The organism is Citrobacter sp. S46_ASV_140, from assembly GCF_018919545.1.
Lineage (GTDB): Bacteria > Pseudomonadota > Gammaproteobacteria > Enterobacterales > Enterobacteriaceae > Citrobacter > Citrobacter braakii.
Window position 1 is genome coordinate 1 of the sequence record NZ_JAHLRC010000071.1, and the last position, 18,670, is coordinate 18,670.

Below are 18,670 nucleotides of genomic sequence, written 5' to 3' on the forward strand. Positions count from 1 at the left end.
GTCTACCTGTACTGGCGTTGAAATGTTCCGCAAACTGCTGGACGAAGGCCGTGCTGGTGAGAACGTTGGTGTTCTGCTGCGTGGTATCAAACGTGAAGAAATCGAACGTGGTCAGGTCCTGGCTAAGCCGGGCTCTATCAAGCCGCACACCAAGTTCGAATCTGAAGTGTACATTCTGTCCAAAGATGAAGGCGGCCGTCATACTCCGTTCTTCAAAGGCTACCGTCCGCAGTTCTACTTCCGTACAACTGACGTGACTGGTACCATCGAACTGCCGGAAGGCGTTGAGATGGTAATGCCGGGCGACAACATCAAAATGGTTGTTACCCTGATCCACCCAATCGCGATGGACGACGGTCTGCGTTTCGCAATCCGTGAAGGCGGCCGTACTGTTGGTGCGGGCGTTGTTGCTAAAGTAATGAGCTAATTATTGATTAATTAGCTTTGAGCTTAAAAAGGGCGCTTCGGCGCCCTTTTTGCTGTCCGCTATTTAGCGGTTGTCATATTTATTCGCATTTTTCATTCATTCTCCCGCTGCGTAAATAGCGTTGTGCTATTGTAATCATAACTATTCTCATTTACACTTTGCGCAGAAATTGAACGGGAGCGATCATGTACGTTTGTTTGTGTAATGCGATAAGTGATAAAAAAATACGTCAGGCTGTTCGCCAGTTTCATCCTCAGTCCTTTCAGCAATTGCGTAAATTTATTCCTGTTGGAAATCAATGTGGTAAGTGCATTCGTGCTGCCCGCGAAGTCATGCAGGATGAATTAACGCAAATGCCAGAATTTAAAGAGATCGCCTAATTCACACTCTTTTTTTTGACATCCCTGTAGCCCCATCTACGCTCTAAGAGTGGAAGCGGAGGGACTATAAAATGAAAGGTGATGTTAAAATCATAAATTATCTCAATAAACTATTGGGAAATGAGCTTGTCGCAATTAACCAGTATTTTCTCCATGCTCGTATGTTCAAAAACTGGGGACTGACTCGCCTCAATGATGTTGAGTACCATGAATCTATCGATGAGATGAAACACGCTGATAAATATATCGAGCGTATTTTATTCTTAGAAGGGCTCCCAAACTTACAGGATCTTGGTAAGTTGGGTATAGGCGAAGATGTTGAAGAGATGCTGCAATCCGATCTTCGACTCGAACTCGATGGGGCTAAAGATTTACGTGAAGCCATTGCCTATGCCGACAGCGTCCATGACTACGTTAGCCGGGATATGATGATCGAAATCCTTGCTGATGAAGAAGGTCACATTGACTGGCTGGAAACGGAACTGGATCTGCTCCAGAAGATGGGACTTCAGAACTATCTTCAGGCACAGATTCGCGAAGCGTAGATGCAAACTTTGCAGAGCGGCAGGCATGCCGCTCATTTCAGTACCCGATAACACCTGAGCTTTGCGCGCTGAAAATCAACCAGCCTGCGAGTCCAAGCCACGGACCGAATGCGATAAGCGGTATCGACGTCCTTCGGGTAAGGCGTAGGATCAGCCACCAGACAATGCCCAGCAATGATGCAGCGAGTAAAATGGGCGGTAGCGCTGGCCATCCACACCAGGCACCCATCGCCGCCAGTAGCTTAGCGTCACCCAGGCCGATGCCCTCTTTTCCCGCGAGTATTTTGCATCCCCACCAGACCAGCCATAGCGTCAGATAGCCAGCGACAGCGCCGTACAGCGCGTCGGGTAACATCTCTCTGTCGTAAACGCTGTGATATAGCAGACCGAGCCAGAGCAGCGGCTGCGTCAGCACATCCGGCAGCAGGTACGTCCGGAGATCAATTTGCGCCAGGGCGAAAATAAACCAGAACAGCGTCATGATGGCAATTGCATCTGATATTGAAGAGATAAACGCGGCGCTAAGCGCAAAAACACAAGAACACGCCAGTTCAGTCAGTGGGTAACGCCATGAAATGGGCTGAGCGCAGGCCTGGCAACGCCCCCGCTGCCACAGCCAACTGAATAGTGGAATAGTGTTACGCACCGATAGCCTGTGCTGGCAGTGCGGACAGTGCGACGGAGGCCAGGCGATATTCCATGTTTCGCTGTGCCGATGCTCAATCATGATCGGCAGTCGATAAACCACTACATTCATAAAGCTGCCGACTATCAGCCCGACAAGCGCCATTGCTGCAATGTTAATGAGTTCCGTCATTTCCCCACCGGATAGAGTTCAAGGGCTTCCACCGCAATCTCCCCGGCGACCGGGCGGGCGCTAAACGTGAGTTGCGAAACCTGTATTCCCTCATTTTGTAGGGTATTAAGCCACGCAAATAATGGTTCGGTTTTAACAACGGGAAGCGAGATCGCAAAATGATCGGGAGTGGATGTCACAACGCTGATATTCAGACCTGCCTGCTGCGCGCTATGTTGTATCAGTGCCGGATCGGTCTTTGTGCCAGGTCTGCTGGCAACTAATCCGCGACGCTGAATCGCCTCATTTACCCACTGGATCTCACTCCTGAGACGATCATTTTCCTGCCTCTGCTGTGCAATAGCGTTATCCAGGGGCTGAACCACGCCGTACCAGAATCCCGCCAGCAGACAGAAAACGGCGAGGAATATCAGACTGCGTTGCTCTCTGCCGTTTTTTTCGCTCCACCAGCTATTCATATTCATTTGCGCTCCTTCAGGGTCAGCCGGACGCTACCTGTCGTCCCTTCTGGCGGTTGAGTCAGGATAAATTCGTCGTTTGTCTGCACCATAAAGCGGCGAAGATGTTCCGGATCGCGAACGTTGAGCGTCAGGGTAAAAAGGCGTTGTTCGAGCCGGTAGTTGACCTCGCGGATGGTAAGCCCCGGCAATGTGCTTAATCGGGTCTGAAGCTGAGTCAGTAACGTCAGCACATCCGGATAGCGATCCCTCGCGGACGATTCGAAGAAATATTTAAAATTGTTGTTGCGGTTATCACCTGGGAAATAGCGGTTCCACAGGGTGGCACCTTCCGCTGAGAGCACCTGTTTCTGTTGATGAAGCTGCCAGAGCATCACCCCTTTCAGCCCTGAGAAGAGCGCTATCGCCAGGGCAAATGTTGCTATGGCGGCATATTTCAGCAGACGCGGGGTCGGTTGTGTCGGGGGCAAAGGGCGGAAGCTGCCGTGTAATACGTTAATGTCCTGAATATTATCGCCATTGCAGGCGCATGCCAGCGGCGGCTGCCAGTCAAGGTATTCGACATAAGCGTGAGGCACAGGAAGTGGGCTGGCGCTGATGATTTTTTGCTCTGTATGGCTGGCGAGTAAATGCGTGAGCAGTGCCTCACTCAGCACGCCTGTTTTCCACGCGTCGTAACGGATTAACCATCGCTCATCTTGTTGTAGCAGACTCCAGCTATCCGTGACATACGGCAGCCAGAAACCATCCGGAACGATATGCGTCAACGTCACGCCAGCTGTGCGGAAAGTCGTCAATAGATCGTTCAGCGTGGTCCTGGCGATCCCGGCGAGATGGAGCGTGTTTTCTTCTCTGGCGAGAACCGTCCAGTGCAGGCTGTCTGTATCACCGACAACGGCGTCCTCCACCAGCCAGCCCAGCGTTTGTTCACTGATTTTGTAGTTTTCCGTCGGTAATTCGACGCGGCGAAAACAGAAATAATCAGGCGACAGGAACAGGCAGGCGTTACCGGCATCCGGCAGGTCGGCCAGCGCGTTCGGCTGGAGGTAATCCGCTTGTTCAACAATAACCGGAAGTTGTGCCTCGTTGGGGCAGCACCATTCCAGTTTTCCCGGCAGCGGACGTAGCAGTAATGTGTCTGGCGTCATTTAGTTCCCTTTAATGGTCGCGCGCCACGCTTTTGCGGGCTGTAATAAACAGAGCCTTTCTTTTGGGATCGTATTCCAGCTGGCTGATGGTGCTCCCGGCGCTATCGCCCTGTTCGATAGTCGTTTCAAGGCGGAAGTAACGACTGGTCGCCACCGCAATGCTTTTGAATGTGGTCTGCGACAGCTTATGAGTCGGATTATCCTTATCGAATGTCTTTAACAACGTCTCAATGCTGATTTTGCGTCCTTTGCGTGGGCTATCAAAAAAGCGCTCAATCTCGCGTGGCGGGACAGCATTACTGAGCATCGCCGCAAGCAACGGTGCATCCCGGCGCGTCAGGGTGTTGATGTTGATTTTTAGCTCATCATCAGGCAGCGCGCAGAGTAGCGGGGAGATTTGCTGGTAAAGAGAAAGCGTCATCCCTTTGATTTGTTTGAGCTCACTGATTGACCAGATACGTCGTCCGCCAATGGTGTGGGGGTCGTTACTTGTTTGGTAATACTCATTTTCGGCACCGGAGGCGCGTGGAATATCGTCGTTATCGATGTAGTCGGCGATAGCATCAACCAGCGCCTCAGCCTGGGCATTGGTGACGCCAATGTTGTCCAGCAGCGCGAGAAAGACGCTCACGCTGGCGGGCGGCTCTTTCATTCGGTCGGTCGGGGCGTTAATCAGCGCATTAATGTTGTAACAGGCCTGCTCGTCAGATAGCTGCCAGCTAACAACATCGCCGCTGGCGAGCTGAATACGCTGCGGCTGCGCCCAGAGCTGCTCGTGAGTGAGGTATTTCTCATTATCCCGCAGGTCCTGTTCAAGAATACGCATGGCCTGGCTTTCAGCCAGCTCTGCCAGCCAGTTTTGCTGTAGCCGCATCCGGGTGTAGCTGGTGCGTTTGAGGTTGATCTGGTAGCGCACGGTCATTTCGCTGGCCAGCGCCGCCATAATTGCCAGGATCATCAGCACTACCAGCAGCGCCACGCCCTTTTGCCGGGTCATTGCTGTTCTCCTGGTTGGCGGTTATCTGGCAACAGCGTCAGACGAGTTATCGTGCCGGAATCAGCAAGTTTAAGAGTGACTTCCATCGCGCCAGGAGATGGGATTGTCGCCGTGTCCGTCCACGCTTTCTCTTTACTGTTGTAATAACGCAACGTGAAGGCGTTCACACCATTGAGCATCGGCTGAGTGATGGCCGGGGTTGTATCTTCCGGGTAGCGCCAGAGCGTGCGGTATAAGGTATGATCCTGCAGATACCACTGAACTCGCTGGATATCGGGCGCGCAGCAGGCGCCAGGATAACTGTTACTGCTGGCTGTCGTCAGCATCAGCGTCTCTTTTTCGCCCTGCAATTCGGTTACCGGCACCCGCTGTCGGATATCTTTATCCAGCAAATTGACGGTACGCACGATAGCGGAAAAACGCTGCTGATGCTTTTTGGTCTGCTCGTTACTGTCAATTGTCGTTGTCAGCATCTGCGCCGTCAGCAGGCTGAGCATGGCGAACAGAGCAATAGCCAGTAAAACTTCCAGCAGGGTAAAGCCGCGCTGTTTCTCAGGGCCGGGAGACATTTTGCGGTCCTCCTTGCGGCGAGGGAATAAAGCGCTGCAGGCGGATCTGCTGTTTGTCCTCAAGAGCGACGTCTGCTGTCCAGGTGCTGAGGCCAGAAGCATCGGCGGGTGAGACTGTTAACGACCAGTCCCAGCGGCGTTTACCCATAATGCTGCTGCCTGTCGCTGTTTTAGCGGGGCTCTGCCCGGCCAGTTGATAGGTTTTGAGCACATTATCCGCTACCCAACCGGCAAGTACCTGTTCTTCCATTTTTGCGGTGGCGCTAACCTGACCGTGCAGGCTGTTGAGTAGCGCGAGAGAGCAGGTGGCGAAAATGAATATCGCCAGTAGCACTTCCAGAAGCGTCATTCCTGATTGCCTTTGGCTCATCGGCTTTCGCCTCGGGTGAGCACCAGCGGCAGCCCGCCGGTGCTGGCGAGCGTGAACAGCAGCGTATTATTTTTACGGCTGCGGATGTGTAGCGTAAACGGCGTAATTTCACCGTCCGGGTGAATCAGAATTTGCGGCGTGCCGACGGATTGCCTGGCGAGCGACGCCGGGAACAGAACCACCTGCCAGTCATTTTCCCACTTGCCCTCGGTCGCCAGGCGATAGAACTGGGTTGGCGTCTGCCAGCGATTGCCAATCGGTGTGACGATGCGCCAGCCTTGTTCGCGGATCTCAATACCGGTACTGCGGTCCTCCATGGTTGACCAGTCAGCGGCATATTCAGTCAGTGCCGCCAGCTGTTCGGCTGCAGTAATAGCTTTCGCGGTATCATTTTGTCGCCCGTAGGTCATCATCACTAGCGAGGCGCCAAGCGCGATAATCGTCAGCACCAGAATGACCTCCAGTAGCGTGAATCCCTTCTGCCTCATTCCGATTATTTCGCTTTACCCAGTTCCCAGTTAGTAATGTCGTCAGCGGTGCCGGGTTCACCGTCCTGACCTGCGGAGAGAATATCGTAATCGCCGTGTTCACCAGGGCTAACCAGCAGATACTCATTACCCCAGGGATCCTGTGGCAGACGCTTGATATAGCCCTTCGCGTTGTAATTTTCCGGGATTGGGCTGGCGGTCGGTTTTTCGACCAGCGCCTTTAGCCCCTGCGCCGTCAGCGGATAGCGATAGTTATCCAGTTTGTACATATCCAGCGCATTCTCCAGCGCCACGATGTCGCTGACGGCTTTCTGGTGATCGGCTTTGTCTTTATTGCCCATTAAACTTGGGACGACCAGGCTTGCGAGGATGCCCAAAATAACCAGCACCACCATCATCTCCAGCAGCGTAAATCCTCGCTGCTTATGTGCATCACTATTCACGTTTTATCCTTAACTTACCAATGAGTTGAGTTGCAAAATGGGTTGCAGAACCGAGACGATGATGAACAGCACAATCATCGCCATCGTAATAATCAGCGCGGGTTCAAACAGCGCCAGCGTCAGCGCAATTCGGTTTTGTAGCAGTGTTTCCTGCTGGTCGGCGGCGCGCGCCATTAGCTCGCTGAGCTGGCCGCTTTTTTCCCCGGAGGCAATCATGTAGAGCATCATCGGCGGGAAGAGATCGCATTTTTCCAGGGCGAGATGAAATCCTGAACCCTGGCGCACGCGCTCCGCGGCCTGACCCAGCCGCTGACTAATTTCTCGGTTACCGATGCCTTCGGTTGCCAGCGTCATCCCTTCCAGCAGCGGAACGCCGCTGATATTGAGAATGCTCAGGGTGCGCAGATAACGGGCGCAGTGGATAGCGCGCAGCAGGGCGCGACTGGGTTTGAAATCAAGAAGCCAGCGGTCAAGCAGATGCCGTTTGCCGGGACGGGTGAGCCAGTGGCGAAACAGGAAAAAGGCAATCAGCAGCAATGCGATTACCCACAATCCGTAGTCGCGCATGGCACCACTGATTGCCAGCAACACGCGCGTGGACATCGGCAGCGCTTCTTTCATATGCAGAAACTGCTCCACGATTTTGGGCACTACGGTGGTGAGCAGGATAGCGACGACGGCGATCGCCACGCTGGTCAGCAGGGAAGGATAAATCAGTGACTGGATGAGTTTACTGCGCGTTGCCTGGCGTAACTCATTGTAGTCAGCCAGCTTTTCCAGCACACAGCCGAGCTGTCCGCTTTTTTCACCGGCTTTCACCAGCGTGCGGTAAATGGAATCGAAGATCCGCGGCCAGGCGGCCAGCGATTCGGAAAGCGTATGTCCGGCGAGGATCCGTTCGCGCAGGTCGTGTAGCACCAGCCCCAGTTTATTATTTTTGTTCTGCCGGCCAATAACGAACAGCGCCTCTTCAAGCGGTAGCGAAGCGTTGGCCAGCGTGGCGAGCTGGCGGGTGAACAGCGCCAGTTCACTGCCGCTAAGCCGTAAACGAGGCGTTTTTTTTACCGTCCGTAACAGCGAAATGACCTTTTTCTCATTTAACACCAGCGGGTGCAGACCCTGGGCGCGCAGCGCCTCGCGCGCCTCTTTGCAGCTGGCGGCATCCAGCGTTCCACGGTGAGTCGTGCCGCTGTCATCCATTGCCTGCCACTGATATTTCATCGTGTATCCTCTTGCGCAGAGGTGACCCGCATGACTTCCTCAAGCGTGGTCTCGCCCGCCAGCACGCGCAGCAGGCCGTTCTCCCGCAGGCTCCGGCTTTGCTGGCGCAGGCACTGTTCCAGGGCGTGTTCATCGGCGTCGCGATGGATGATGTTGCGCATAGTTTTATCCACCAGCATAATTTCATGAATCGCCAGTCGCCCCTGATAGCCTGTTCCCCGACATTCGCCGCATCCGCAAGCCTGCCAGATTGTCTGAACGGTGGGATCGAGCGCGTGCAGGAGGGATTTCTGAGAGTCAGGAATGGGAGCATGCGCGCGGCAGGCCGGACAGAGGCGACGCACCAGGCGTTGGGCGATAACGCCGCTTAGCGATGATGAGAGCAGGAAAGGTTCAACGCCCATGTCCCGTAATCGGGTGATCGCACCGCAGGCGCTGTTAGTGTGCAGTGTGGAAAGCACCAGATGTCCGGTGAGCGATGCCTGAACCGCTATCTGCGCGGTTTCGGCGTCACGAATTTCGCCGACCATGACGATGTCCGGATCCTGGCGCAGGATGGCACGCAGTCCCCTGGCGAAAGACATATCCACCCGGCTGTTTACCTGGGTTTGTCCGACGCCTTCCAGCTCGTACTCGATGGGATCTTCGACGGTCAGGATATTACGCTGGGGGGAATTCAGCTCGGCGAGAATCGCATACAGCGTGGTGCTTTTTCCCGAACCTGTCGGGCCGGTGACGAGAATGATGCCGTGCGGCTGCTGTACTAAACCCTTCAGCCGCAGGCTATCCACCGCCGATAGCCCCATATTCTCCAGCGTCAGGCGCAGACTGTTTTTATCCAGCAGACGCAATACAGCTCTTTCGCCGTACTGCGAGGGCAACGTCGAAACGCGGACGTCAATATTTTTGCGTCCGAGGCGCAGGGAAATACGCCCATCCTGCGGCAGTCGTTTTTCGGCAATATCCAGTCGCGCCATGACTTTGATACGTGAAATCAGCAGCGGCGCCAGTTTTTTAGCGGGCTGAAGGACTGGCTTGAGGACACCATCGATACGAAAACGCACCACCAGCGATTTTTCGAAGGTTTCGATATGCACATCCGACGCGCCTTCCTTCACGGCTTCATGAAGAACCGCGTTGATCAGGCGGATAACCGGTGCGTCGTTTTCATCACTGAGCAGATCGGTGTTGTCGGGTAACTCTTCGCTCAGCGCCGTCAGGTCGATCTCCTGATCGATATCCTGGGCAATCTGCCGGGACTCTCCGGCGCCGTGCTGGAAAAGTTGATCCAGGTGGTCGTCAAATTGCGCTGGCGTCAGGCGGCTGAAGCGCTGGCAGGCAACGCTGGCCTCCAGTACGTTTTCCAGCGGCGTGTCGGTGCGGTAGAACAATTCATCCGCCGCGACCGCGATACCAAATTTTTGCCCCTGTGCGTAATTAAGCGGCAGAGGATGCTGGGGAGGAATGCGCGTCCATAAGTCAGTCATGTTGGATCATTCCCGGAAGGGATTGCGCGATGGCTGGCTGTTGGGCTCATCGGACGACACATCGAAATTCAGCTCCTTAAGCATCGGGCGTTCTTCATCCTTCACGCCAAGCAATCCACTGGATTGCTTATCGATACGCTGCTGCTGTAAATCACGAAATCGGGTGTACTTATCCTTTGAGAGCGAACGATAAACCTCGTCGTCGCGAATAATGGTCGGCCTGATAAAGACCATCAAATTGCGCTTCGTATTTTCCGTTGAGGTGTAGCGGAATAGCTGTCCGAGTACAGGGATATCGCCCAGCAGCGGTACTTTGGAAACCTGCTCTCTGCTTGAATCATCCAGCAGGCCACCCAGCACCACGGTTTCGCCGCTTTTGACCAGCACGGCATTCTGGATAGTGCGGGTGTTGAACGTCGGACCAAGATCGCTGGCGTTACCGGAAGCGGTATCGACGCTCGACACCTCCTGCTCGATCTCCATCAGCACTGCGTCGCCTTCGTTGATTTGCGGTGTGACCTTCAGTTTGGTGCCGACGGTTTTACGTTCGACCGTATTGAAGACGTTGTCGCCGGAGGTCGTTTGCGAGCCGGAAAGCACCGGCACATCCTGGCCAACATTAAACGATGCTTCTTTATTATCCAGCGTCACAATGCTGGGGGTGGCGAGGATATCGTTTTTGTTGTCTGAGGAGAGCGCGGTGAGCAGGACGCTCCAGTCCCCCTCAAAGAAGCCCGTCGCCAGGCCGTTAAAACTGCTTAACGCGCTGGCGATAGGGTTGTCGCTGGTCATCGAACCATTTTTATCAAACTGGCGCGCGCCTCTTGATGCGTCGAAAATCGGCAGCCCCGTTTTGGTAAACTGCTGACCGCCGACGTTGCTGTTGGCCCACTGCACGCCAAGATTCAGGCCGTTGCCATCCTGGACTTCCACAATGATGGCTTCAACCAGTACCTGTGCGCGGCGAATATCCAGACGAGCGATGACTTTTTCCAGCTCCTGCATGGTGCTCTGGTCTGCGGTAATGACCACCGAGTTGGTTTGTTCATCGGCGTTAATCGAGACACCCCGGGAAGGGGTAGCCACGCTCTGCGAAGACGACTGCTTGTCTTCCGTCAGTTTGGTTGACACGCCGGTCAGCACTTCAACGATTTTAGTGGCTTTGGCGTATTTCAAATAGAACACGCGAGTATTGCCCTGCGTGGTCTGTTCGATATCCAGTTTAGCGATTAAAGATTTCATCCGCTGGCGCACATTGTCTGGCCCGCTGATAAGAAGGGCGTTGGTGCGCTTGTCGGCGACAATTTTAGGCAGCAGGATCTGCGTTGGGTTTTCCTTTGACTCTTCGCGAATCAGGCTGTTAATTACATCAGATAAATCAACTGCCGAGGCGTAGCGCAGTTTGATAAGCTCACGTTCCTGAGTACCGATAACATCGACCCGTTTCACAACCTCAAGGATGCGATTGACTATATTGGCTTTGCCGGTGATCAACAGCGCATTAGAAGGATCATAATGTACGACGTTGCCGATGCCGCCGCTGTCCATCATCTGGCGTAATAGCGGAGCCAGATCGCGTACCGGGACATTTTTCAGCGCCACGACGCGGGTGATAAATTCATCGCCGACCGCTGGTTGCGACTGTGCCAATACTTTCCCCGGCGCGGTCTTAAGCGTTGCGGAGCGAACAACCTTCAGCAGGCCGTTATCCAGGGTGATAACCGAGTAGCCGTAGATATCGAGAACGCTGAGAAAAAACTGGTAGTATTCCTCCTCGTTGAAACTGTCAAAGCTGCGAACGGAGATTTTTCCCTGGACGGACGGATCGATCAGAATGGTTTTGCCCATTTGCTTACTGACCGAGGTAATAAACTCCCGGAGATCCGCATCCTGGAAGTTTGCCGAATATTGCGCTGACATGGTTTGAAATGGAAAGGCGAAAAACTGGAGCGCCAATATCCATGCAGCCGTTTTTTTAATTCCTTTGCGCAATTTTGTCGTCCTTAAGGTTAATCATTCTCAGTAACGGATACATTCACCAACGCTTCCTGACCGTTTCGTATCACGGTAAACTGGGCAGAGTTTAAGGTTACAAATTCCTGTAGTGCCGCTTTTGCAGACGTTTCCTGAGTTAGCGGATGGTTGTTCATTTTGATCGCAATATCGCCTGGCCTGAGTCCGGTTGCTATAAAACGTTCAACCGGACCACGGGCGTTTAATCTGACGCCCTGTAGCGCTTCCTGCTGATAGATAAAGTTGGTAATAATGATGTCGCTGAGGGAATGTGGCGCGCTGTCATGTGGCAGCGATGGTGCCGGCACCCTGGAGGATATATCAGGCTCATCAATAAAAGCGATGCGTTGCCGGGAGCCATTGTTATCAATCGTCACGCTATTATTATCAATGTCCGTAATTTTTACGTCAGGGAGATCGTCAAGTTTATCTCCGGTACTGTAAAATTTTGCTTTCTCATTAATGGTGATAATAGCCTGTGAACGTGTTTTTAGCGTGCTCGCAATAATGCCATTTAGCTGGAGATTGAGCATCGAATTTTTAATTGAAACATCTTCTTTATTATCAGTCGCGTTTTCCCTACTGTTTTTCGGTAAATTCATTGGCAGCCTGAGGACAACGGACGTTATTGAGTGACTGGTTTTGTTTTTCGTATTGATAGAATCAATAAATAATCTATAGGCATATAACGAATGAATAATAACAATGACACCGACAAAAAACATAACGCAGTACAGCACATCGTTACGCTTTCTCTTAAATATAAAGGTAAATTGCTTCGCGATAACATCCATTGTTAATAGCATGCCTGTTCTTTTCGGGAGAAGCATGATATAGGCTTACTTTCAGGTTTTCAATTTAATCGTCGGAACATGTTGTTTAATTCAAATATAAAAAATTGATAATATTTACCTGACATATAATAAGTTAAATACCCGCATCAATTACTGGAACTTATCGATGACTGAACGCGCATTACCGTATGCAATTTACTCTTTTTCGCAACATACCCTTATCAAGAATATCTTTATTCATGAGCTGGGCGCTGGCGATGTGGGCGTATTATGCGGCAAACTGGGGTGTGGTAAATCGACGCTTATTTATCAGTTAGGTAAGGATTTTCCCGGCAGGGTAGTGGTGTTTACCGCCACTGGTTTCTCTGGTTTCTGTCAATTGACACACACGGCGTGTACGCACGGAAAACTCCAGCCAGACTGGCGAGATGTGAGAATTAGCCGTTTCTGGTCAACGCTGATGCCTGCCCTTAGTCCGGCAACGCAACCAATAATAATTGTCATTGATAATGCTGACGCGCTCGCCAGACATCTTCCGGCATTTGTCGATAATTTCCGTCATCTGGCGGCTTCATTTGACGCTGGCGCCAGCTTGCTACTGGTGGGGGGCGAAGCGCTCAGGCGTAACCGACGACTTAAACGGCGTGTTACGCTGTCGGCGAGCATCGCTGCGCCGACGGACGATGAATATCTTGATTTTATGCATCAACAGCAACTGCGTGAGGCGGATGGCGAGCCTGTGCGGATGCGTCATGAATTTGTGCGCAAAGCGGTTCGGGCAGTGCAGGGAAATCTGGCGTTGCTGGGGCGCATCGCCCGGGCGGCGAGAAAAATAGCAACGGACAGGCAAGCGGATGTGTTAACCGCTCAACAGGAAAGATTGTTGCTGGAAACATTTACTCTCCGTTCTTGCGTATTGCGCAAGGGAATACTGCCCGGACTTTACGCTGCGCTGGCTTTGACGTTCGGCTGGCTGGCGGTCGATGTTTTTCCCCTTCAACTTCCTGTGCCCGCCGGATTAACGGTGGCGATGACGCAAAAAAAGGAAAACCTGCCGGATATTGGCGACGCACGGGGAGGATTACGCGATGCCATGCAGCAATTATTCAGCGTCTGGGGATTCGACACAGCGCATGACGAGGCATGGTGTGACCAGGCCGATCGCGCTGAGTTGGTGTGCGAAAGCGGCAAGGAACGTTTAGATAACCTCATCAGGCGCGGGTTGCCGTGGATCGCGCATTTGAATATCGATAAACAACCGGTCTACGGTGTTGTGATGCGTGTATCAGGAAACGAGCTGGATCTTATCATTGATAATAAAACCTGGATCGTCAGTCAGGAGTGGCTGGCGAAGCACTGGCAGGGAAATTATACCCTGATGCTCAATGTAACGCCTGACAGGAAAATGCAGATCGGTGAAAAGAGTCCGGCGGAAACCATCATCTGGTTTGATACGATGCTGAGCCGCGCGCTGGGCGTTCCCGGCGATAAATCAGGCTCATGGACGCCATGGTTAATCGAAAAGGTCAAAGCATTCCAGCAGCGGGAGAATTTGCCTGTGGATGGTAAGCCGGGAAAAGAGACGCTGATAAGGCTGCGTCAGAGTCTTGGAGACGCGCCGGTATTAATCAATGAGTCGGCACCTGTGCTAACACATGCGCCGTCTAAGGAGCGAGTGTGATGATGCGAATCTATCAACCCATTGATGCGAAAACAGTGTCGAGTTGCCGCTGGCGGCAGGCGCTGCGTTCCTGTTGCTGGCTGTTGTGGGTCAGCCTGATGCTAATGTGCGGCTACTACGGACATTATGTCTGGTTGGTGCGCCATCCGACAACCGCCACGCAGGGAGTGCCCGATTCTCAGGCGTATCGACTCTCGGATGTGCATTACATTTTTAAGCAGAAACCTCTGCCGATACGCATCGATTTACCCACCCAGAACGAAGAGGGTGACAGTATGTTGGAAGAGATACCCTATGATGAAGCGTCCGAGCAGGAAGTGCCGGATGGCGAAGTATTGCGCTCACGTGTGCAACAAGCGCTGAGAGAAATCGATGGCAAATAGCCATAATCACTTGCATCCGTACTGGCTATACGTATAATACGCCAGCCTGTCAAATCTGACGGGTAGTTCGATATGAACTGTGGCGGTTTACCGTCAACAACGCTCCCAATCAGGGGGCTACGTAAGAACGGTTACACTCTCCCATCAATCGTAATGGGTTTGAGGAGTAACTATTTCGTCTATAAAATAATTGGAGCTCTGGTCTCATGCAGAACCAAAGAATCCGTATCCGTTTGAAAGCGTTTGATCATCGTCTGATCGATCAATCAACCGCGGAAATCGTCGAGACTGCCAAGCGCACTGGTGCGCAGGTTCGTGGTCCGATCCCGCTGCCGACCCGCAAAGAGCGTTTCACCGTTCTGATCTCCCCGCACGTCAACAAAGACGCGCGTGATCAGTACGAGATCCGTACTCACAAGCGTCTGGTTGACATCGTTGAGCCAACTGAAAAAACCGTTGATGCTCTGATGCGTCTGGACCTGGCTGCCGGTGTAGACGTGCAGATCAGCCTGGGTTAATCAGGTCATCGAGCGATTGAGAGGTTGATACAATGATTGGTTTAGTCGGTAAAAAAGTGGGTATGACCCGCATCTTCACTGAAGATGGCGTATCTATCCCAGTAACCGTTATCGAAGTTGAAGCAAACCGCGTTACTCAGGTTAAAGATCTGGCTAACGATGGCTATCGCGCTGTTCAGGTTACCACCGGTGCTAAAAAAGCTAACCGCGTAACTAAGCCGGAAGCTGGTCACTTTGCTAAAGCTGGCGTAGAAGCTGGCCGCGGCCTGTGGGAGTTCCGCCTGGCAGATGGTGAAGAATACACCGTTGGTCAGAACATTAGCGTTGAACTGTTTGCTGACGTTAAAAAAGTTGACGTAACCGGTACCTCTAAAGGTAAAGGTTTCGCTGGTACCGTTAAGCGCTGGAACTTCCGTACCCAGGACGCTACTCACGGTAACTCCTTGTCCCACCGCGTTCCGGGTTCTATCGGTCAGAACCAGACTCCGGGCAAAGTGTTTAAAGGCAAGAAAATGGCAGGTCAGCTGGGCAACGAACGTGTAACCGTTCAGAGCCTGGACGTAGTACGTGTTGACGCTGAGCGCAACCTGCTGCTGGTTAAAGGTGGTGTTCCGGGTGCGACCGGTTGCGACCTGATCGTTAAACCAGCTGTGAAGGCGTAAGGGGATAGCAATGGAATTAGTATTGAAAGACGCGCAGAGCGCGCTGACTGTTTCCGAAACTACCTTCGGTCGTGATTTCAACGAAGCGCTGGTTCACCAGGTTGTTGTTGCTTATGCAGCTGGTGCTCGTCAGGGTACTCGTGCTCAGAAGACTCGTGCTGAAGTAACTGGTTCAGGCAAAAAGCCGTGGCGCCAGAAAGGTACCGGCCGTGCGCGTTCAGGTTCTATCAAGAGCCCGATCTGGCGTTCAGGTGGCGTGACCTTCGCTGCTCGTCCACAGGACCACAGTCAAAAAGTTAACAAAAAGATGTACCGCGGCGCGCTGAAAAGCATTCTGTCCGAACTGGTACGTCAGGATCGTCTGATCGTTGTCGAATCATTCTCTGTAGAAGCGCCTAAAACTAAGCTGCTGGCACAGAAACTGAAAGACATGGCTCTGGAAGATGTGCTGATCATCACCGGTGAGCTGGACGAAAACCTGTTCCTGGCTGCGCGCAACCTGCACAAGGTTGACGTACGCGATGCAACTGGTATCGACCCGGTTAGCCTGATCGCCTTCGACAAAGTCGTAATGACTGCTGATGCTGTTAAGCAAGTTGAGGAGATGCTGGCATGATTCGTGAAGAACGTCTGCTGAAAGTGCTGCGCGCACCGCACGTTTCTGAAAAAGCGTCTACTGCGATGGAAAAAACTAACACCATCGTTCTCAAAGTTGCTAAAGACGCGACCAAAGCAGAAATCAAAGCTGCTGTGCAGAAACTGTTTGAAGTCGAAGTCGAAGTCGTTAACACCCTGGTAGTTAAAGGGAAAGTTAAACGTCACGGACAGCGTATCGGTCGTCGTAGCGACTGGAAAAAAGCTTACGTCACCCTGAAGGAAGGCCAGAATCTGGACTTCGTCGGCGGCGCTGAGTAAGTCGGAGGAGTAATACAATGGCAGTTGTTAAATGTAAACCGACATCTCCGGGTCGTCGCCACGTTGTTAAAGTGGTCAACCCAGAGCTGCACAAGGGCAAACCTTTTGCTCCGCTGGTTGAAAAAAACAGCAAATCCGGTGGTCGTAACAACAATGGCCGCATCACCACTCGTCACATCGGTGGTGGTCACAAGCAGGCTTATCGTATTGTTGACTTCAAACGCAACAAAGACGGTATCCCGGCAGTTGTTGAACGTCTTGAGTACGATCCGAACCGCTCCGCGAACATCGCGCTGGTTCTGTACAAAGACGGTGAACGCCGTTACATCCTGGCCCCTAAAGGCCTGAAAGCTGGCGACCAGGTTCAATCTGGCGTTGATGCTGCAATCAAAGCAGGTAACACCCTGCCGATGCGCAATATCCCGGTTGGTTCTACTGTTCATAACGTAGAAATGAAACCAGGTAAAGGCGGTCAGCTGGCACGTTCCGCTGGTACTTACGTTCAGATCGTTGCTCGCGATGGTGCTTATGTCACCCTGCGTCTGCGTTCTGGTGAAATGCGTAAAGTCGAAGCAGACTGCCGTGCAACTCTGGGCGAAGTTGGCAATGCTGAGCATATGCTGCGCGTTCTGGGTAAAGCAGGTGCTGCACGCTGGCGTGGTGTTCGTCCTACCGTTCGCGGTACTGCGATGAACCCAGTCGACCACCCACATGGTGGTGGTGAAGGTCGTAACTTTGGTAAGCACCCGGTAACTCCGTGGGGCGTTCAGACCAAAGGTAAGAAGACCCGCAGCAACAAGCGTACTGATAAATTCATCGTACGTCGCCGTAGCAAATAATTTTAGAGGATAAGCCATGCCACGTTCTCTCAAGAAAGGTCCTTTTATTGACCTGCACTTGCTGAAGAAGGTAGAGAAAGCGGTGGAAAGCGGAGACAAGAAGCCCCTGCGCACTTGGTCCCGTCGTTCAACGATCTTTCCTAACATGATCGGTTTGACCATCGCTGTCCATAATGGTCGTCAGCACGTTCCGGTATTTGTTTCCGACGAAATGGTCGGTCACAAACTGGGTGAATTCGCACCGACTCGTACTTATCGCGGCCATGCTGCTGATAAAAAAGCGAAGAAGAAATAAGGTAGGAGGAAGAGATGGAAACTTTAGCTCAACATCGCCATGCTCGTTCTTCTGCTCAGAAGGTTCGCCTTGTTGCAGACCTGATTCGCGGTAAGAAAGTGTCGCAGGCTCTGGATATTCTGACCTACACCAATAAGAAAGCGGCTGTACTGGTCAAGAAAGTCCTGGAATCTGCCATTGCTAACGCTGAACACAACGATGGCGCTGACATTGACGATCTGAAAGTTACGAAAATTTTCGTAGACGAAGGCCCGAGCATGAAGCGCATTATGCCGCGTGCAAAAGGTCGTGCAGATCGCATCCTGAAGCGCACCAGCCACATTACTGTGGTTGTGTCCGATCGCTGAGACTCTGGAGACTAGCAATGGGTCAGAAAGTACATCCTAATGGTATTCGCCTGGGTATTGTAAAACCATGGAACTCAACCTGGTTTGCGAACACCAAAGAATTCGCTGACAACCTGGACAGCGATTTTAAAGTACGTCAGTACCTGACTAAGGAACTGGCTAAAGCGTCTGTATCTCGTATCGTTATCGAGCGTCCGGCTAAGAGCATCCGTGTGACCATTCACACCGCTCGCCCGGGTATCGTTATCGGTAAGAAAGGTGAAGACGTAGAAAAACTGCGCAAAGTCGTAGCGGATATTGCTGGCGTTCCTGCTCAGATCAATATCGCCGAAGTGCGTAAACCTGAACTGGATGCAAAATTGGTTGCTGACAGCATCACTTCTCAGCTGGAACGTCGTGTTATGTTCCGTCGTGCTATGAAGCGTGCTGTACAGAACGCAATGCGTCTGGGCGCTAAAGGTATTAAAGTTGAAGTTAGCGGCCGTCTGGGCGGCGCGGAAATCGCACGTACCGAATGGTACCGCGAAGGTCGCGTACCTCTGCACACTCTGCGTGCTGACATCGACTACAACACCTCTGAAGCGCACACCACTTACGGTGTAATCGGCGTTAAAGTGTGGATCTTCAAAGGCGAGATCCTGGGTGGTATGGCTGCTGTTGAACAACCGGAAAAACCGGCTGCGCAACCTAAAAAGCAGCAGCGTAAAGGCCGTAAATAAGGAGCGTCGCTGATGTTACAACCAAAGCGTACAAAATTCCGTAAAATGCACAAAGGCCGTAACCGCGGTCTGGCGCAGGGTACGGATGTTAGCTTCGGCAGCTTCGGTCTGAAAGCTGTTGGCCGTGGTCGTCTGACTGCCCGTCAGATCGAAG

26 protein-coding genes are annotated in these 18,670 nt (G+C 52.5%); 14 read left to right on the forward strand and 12 right to left on the reverse strand.

What is annotated here, in order from left to right:
• The 3 genes from KQJ19_RS16445 to bfr form a co-directional block, all read left to right on the forward strand.
• Positions 1-427 (forward strand): EF-Tu/IF-2/RF-3 family GTPase (locus KQJ19_RS16445; protein ID WP_332065092.1); only part of this gene is annotated, 427 nt, incomplete at its 5' end.
• 185 nt (positions 428-612) lie between these two features.
• Positions 613-807 (forward strand): bacterioferritin-associated ferredoxin, encoded by a 195-nt coding sequence (gene bfd / locus KQJ19_RS16450; RefSeq protein ID WP_003031111.1) that lies wholly within the window; start codon positions 613-615, stop codon positions 805-807.
• A 71-nt stretch (positions 808-878) separates the two neighbouring features.
• Positions 879-1,352: a bacterioferritin gene (gene bfr, locus KQJ19_RS16455; protein ID WP_016154761.1), complete on the forward strand. Its 474-nt coding sequence runs from the start codon at positions 879-881 to the stop codon at positions 1,350-1,352.
• Positions 1,353-1,389: 37 nt separating this feature from the next.
• Here the strand turns inward: bfr and KQJ19_RS16460 are convergent, their stop codons facing one another.
• From KQJ19_RS16460 to gspC, 12 genes are read right to left on the reverse strand one after another with little or no spacing between them, the layout of a single operon-like run.
• Positions 1,390-2,169 carry an A24 family peptidase gene (locus KQJ19_RS16460; protein WP_216403867.1) on the reverse strand — a complete coding sequence of 260 codons (780 nt, stop codon included), beginning with the start codon at positions 2,167-2,169 and terminating at the stop codon, positions 1,390-1,392.
• The gene (locus tag KQJ19_RS16465; protein WP_049281767.1) at positions 2,166-2,633 is read right to left on the reverse strand and encodes a type II secretion system protein M; all 468 of its coding nucleotides are present in this window, start codon (positions 2,631-2,633) and stop codon (positions 2,166-2,168) included. Before KQJ19_RS16465 ends, KQJ19_RS16460 begins: the two co-directional genes overlap by 4 nt.
• The gene (gene gspL, locus KQJ19_RS16470) at positions 2,630-3,775 is read right to left on the reverse strand and encodes a type II secretion system protein GspL (protein ID WP_216403868.1); all 1,146 of its coding nucleotides are present in this window, start codon (positions 3,773-3,775) and stop codon (positions 2,630-2,632) included. The genes KQJ19_RS16465 and gspL overlap by 4 nt, the downstream gene beginning before the upstream one ends.
• Positions 3,776-3,785: 10 nt before the next feature.
• Positions 3,786-4,772 carry a type II secretion system minor pseudopilin GspK gene (gene gspK, locus KQJ19_RS16475; RefSeq protein WP_047501490.1) on the reverse strand — a complete coding sequence of 329 codons (987 nt, stop codon included), beginning with the start codon at positions 4,770-4,772 and terminating at the stop codon, positions 3,786-3,788.
• Entirely contained in the window at positions 4,769-5,341 is a 573-nt protein-coding gene (locus tag KQJ19_RS16480) for a type II secretion system protein GspJ (protein ID WP_216403869.1), read from the reverse strand. Before KQJ19_RS16480 ends, gspK begins: the two co-directional genes overlap by 4 nt.
• On the reverse strand, positions 5,325-5,711 hold the full coding sequence (gene gspI / locus KQJ19_RS16485) for a type II secretion system minor pseudopilin GspI (protein ID WP_142418365.1): 387 nt from the start codon (positions 5,709-5,711) through the stop codon (positions 5,325-5,327). Before gspI ends, KQJ19_RS16480 begins: the two co-directional genes overlap by 17 nt.
• On the reverse strand, positions 5,708-6,199 hold the full coding sequence (gspH, locus tag KQJ19_RS16490) for a type II secretion system minor pseudopilin GspH (RefSeq protein ID WP_216403870.1): 492 nt from the start codon (positions 6,197-6,199) through the stop codon (positions 5,708-5,710). The genes gspI and gspH overlap by 4 nt, the downstream gene beginning before the upstream one ends.
• A 5-nt stretch (positions 6,200-6,204) precedes the next feature.
• On the reverse strand, positions 6,205-6,642 hold the full coding sequence (gspG, locus tag KQJ19_RS16495) for a type II secretion system major pseudopilin GspG (RefSeq protein WP_016154753.1): 438 nt from the start codon (positions 6,640-6,642) through the stop codon (positions 6,205-6,207).
• Positions 6,643-6,651: 9 nt separating this feature from the next.
• Positions 6,652-7,863, reverse strand: a complete 1,212-nt coding sequence (gene gspF, locus KQJ19_RS16500) for a type II secretion system inner membrane protein GspF (protein ID WP_200047514.1) — start codon at positions 7,861-7,863, stop codon at positions 6,652-6,654.
• A complete protein-coding gene (gene gspE / locus KQJ19_RS16505) occupies positions 7,860-9,350 on the reverse strand; it encodes a type II secretion system ATPase GspE (RefSeq protein ID WP_216403871.1) in 1,491 nt (496 codons plus the stop codon). The genes gspF and gspE overlap by 4 nt, the downstream gene beginning before the upstream one ends.
• Positions 9,351-9,356: 6 nt before the next feature.
• Positions 9,357-11,309, reverse strand: coding sequence for a type II secretion system secretin GspD (gene gspD, locus KQJ19_RS16510; protein WP_323667865.1), 1,953 nt, complete (start codon positions 11,307-11,309; stop codon positions 9,357-9,359).
• A 50-nt stretch (positions 11,310-11,359) separates the two neighbouring features.
• On the reverse strand, positions 11,360-12,157 hold the full coding sequence (gspC, locus tag KQJ19_RS16515; protein WP_153689966.1) for a type II secretion system protein GspC: 798 nt from the start codon (positions 12,155-12,157) through the stop codon (positions 11,360-11,362).
• 166 nt (positions 12,158-12,323) lie between these two features.
• On the opposite strand from gspC, the gene KQJ19_RS16520 reads away from it, so the two are divergent.
• The 11 genes from KQJ19_RS16520 to KQJ19_RS16570 form a co-directional block, all read left to right on the forward strand.
• The gene (locus KQJ19_RS16520) at positions 12,324-13,838 is read left to right on the forward strand and encodes a peptidoglycan-binding protein (RefSeq protein ID WP_216403873.1); all 1,515 of its coding nucleotides are present in this window, start codon (positions 12,324-12,326) and stop codon (positions 13,836-13,838) included.
• Positions 13,838-14,221, forward strand: a complete 384-nt coding sequence (locus tag KQJ19_RS16525; protein WP_103767385.1) for a hypothetical protein — start codon at positions 13,838-13,840, stop codon at positions 14,219-14,221. The genes KQJ19_RS16520 and KQJ19_RS16525 overlap by 1 nt, the downstream gene beginning before the upstream one ends.
• 206 nt (positions 14,222-14,427) lie before the next feature.
• Positions 14,428-14,739, forward strand: coding sequence for a 30S ribosomal protein S10 (gene rpsJ, locus KQJ19_RS16530; RefSeq protein ID WP_001181005.1), 312 nt, complete (start codon positions 14,428-14,430; stop codon positions 14,737-14,739).
• A gap of 32 nt (positions 14,740-14,771) precedes the next feature.
• Positions 14,772-15,401 carry a 50S ribosomal protein L3 gene (rplC, locus tag KQJ19_RS16535; RefSeq protein WP_003031117.1) on the forward strand — a complete coding sequence of 210 codons (630 nt, stop codon included), beginning with the start codon at positions 14,772-14,774 and terminating at the stop codon, positions 15,399-15,401.
• Between the two features lie 10 nt (positions 15,402-15,411).
• Positions 15,412-16,017 carry a 50S ribosomal protein L4 gene (rplD, locus tag KQJ19_RS16540; RefSeq protein ID WP_003031119.1) on the forward strand — a complete coding sequence of 202 codons (606 nt, stop codon included), beginning with the start codon at positions 15,412-15,414 and terminating at the stop codon, positions 16,015-16,017.
• Positions 16,014-16,316 (forward strand): 50S ribosomal protein L23, encoded by a 303-nt coding sequence (rplW, locus tag KQJ19_RS16545; RefSeq protein WP_000617546.1) that lies wholly within the window; start codon positions 16,014-16,016, stop codon positions 16,314-16,316. Before rplD ends, rplW begins: the two co-directional genes overlap by 4 nt.
• A gap of 17 nt (positions 16,317-16,333) precedes the next feature.
• On the forward strand, positions 16,334-17,155 hold the full coding sequence (rplB, locus tag KQJ19_RS16550; RefSeq protein WP_016154746.1) for a 50S ribosomal protein L2: 822 nt from the start codon (positions 16,334-16,336) through the stop codon (positions 17,153-17,155).
• A 16-nt stretch (positions 17,156-17,171) separates the two neighbouring features.
• Positions 17,172-17,450: a 30S ribosomal protein S19 gene (gene rpsS, locus KQJ19_RS16555; protein WP_001138115.1), complete on the forward strand. Its 279-nt coding sequence runs from the start codon at positions 17,172-17,174 to the stop codon at positions 17,448-17,450.
• A 14-nt stretch (positions 17,451-17,464) separates the two neighbouring features.
• Positions 17,465-17,797: a 50S ribosomal protein L22 gene (gene rplV / locus KQJ19_RS16560; protein WP_000448832.1), complete on the forward strand. Its 333-nt coding sequence runs from the start codon at positions 17,465-17,467 to the stop codon at positions 17,795-17,797.
• A gap of 17 nt (positions 17,798-17,814) precedes the next feature.
• Positions 17,815-18,516, forward strand: coding sequence for a 30S ribosomal protein S3 (rpsC, locus tag KQJ19_RS16565; protein ID WP_000529945.1), 702 nt, complete (start codon positions 17,815-17,817; stop codon positions 18,514-18,516).
• A gap of 12 nt (positions 18,517-18,528) precedes the next feature.
• On the forward strand, positions 18,529-18,670 hold a 142-nt coding region (locus KQJ19_RS16570), incomplete at its 3' end, for a ribosomal protein L16 (RefSeq protein WP_216403874.1).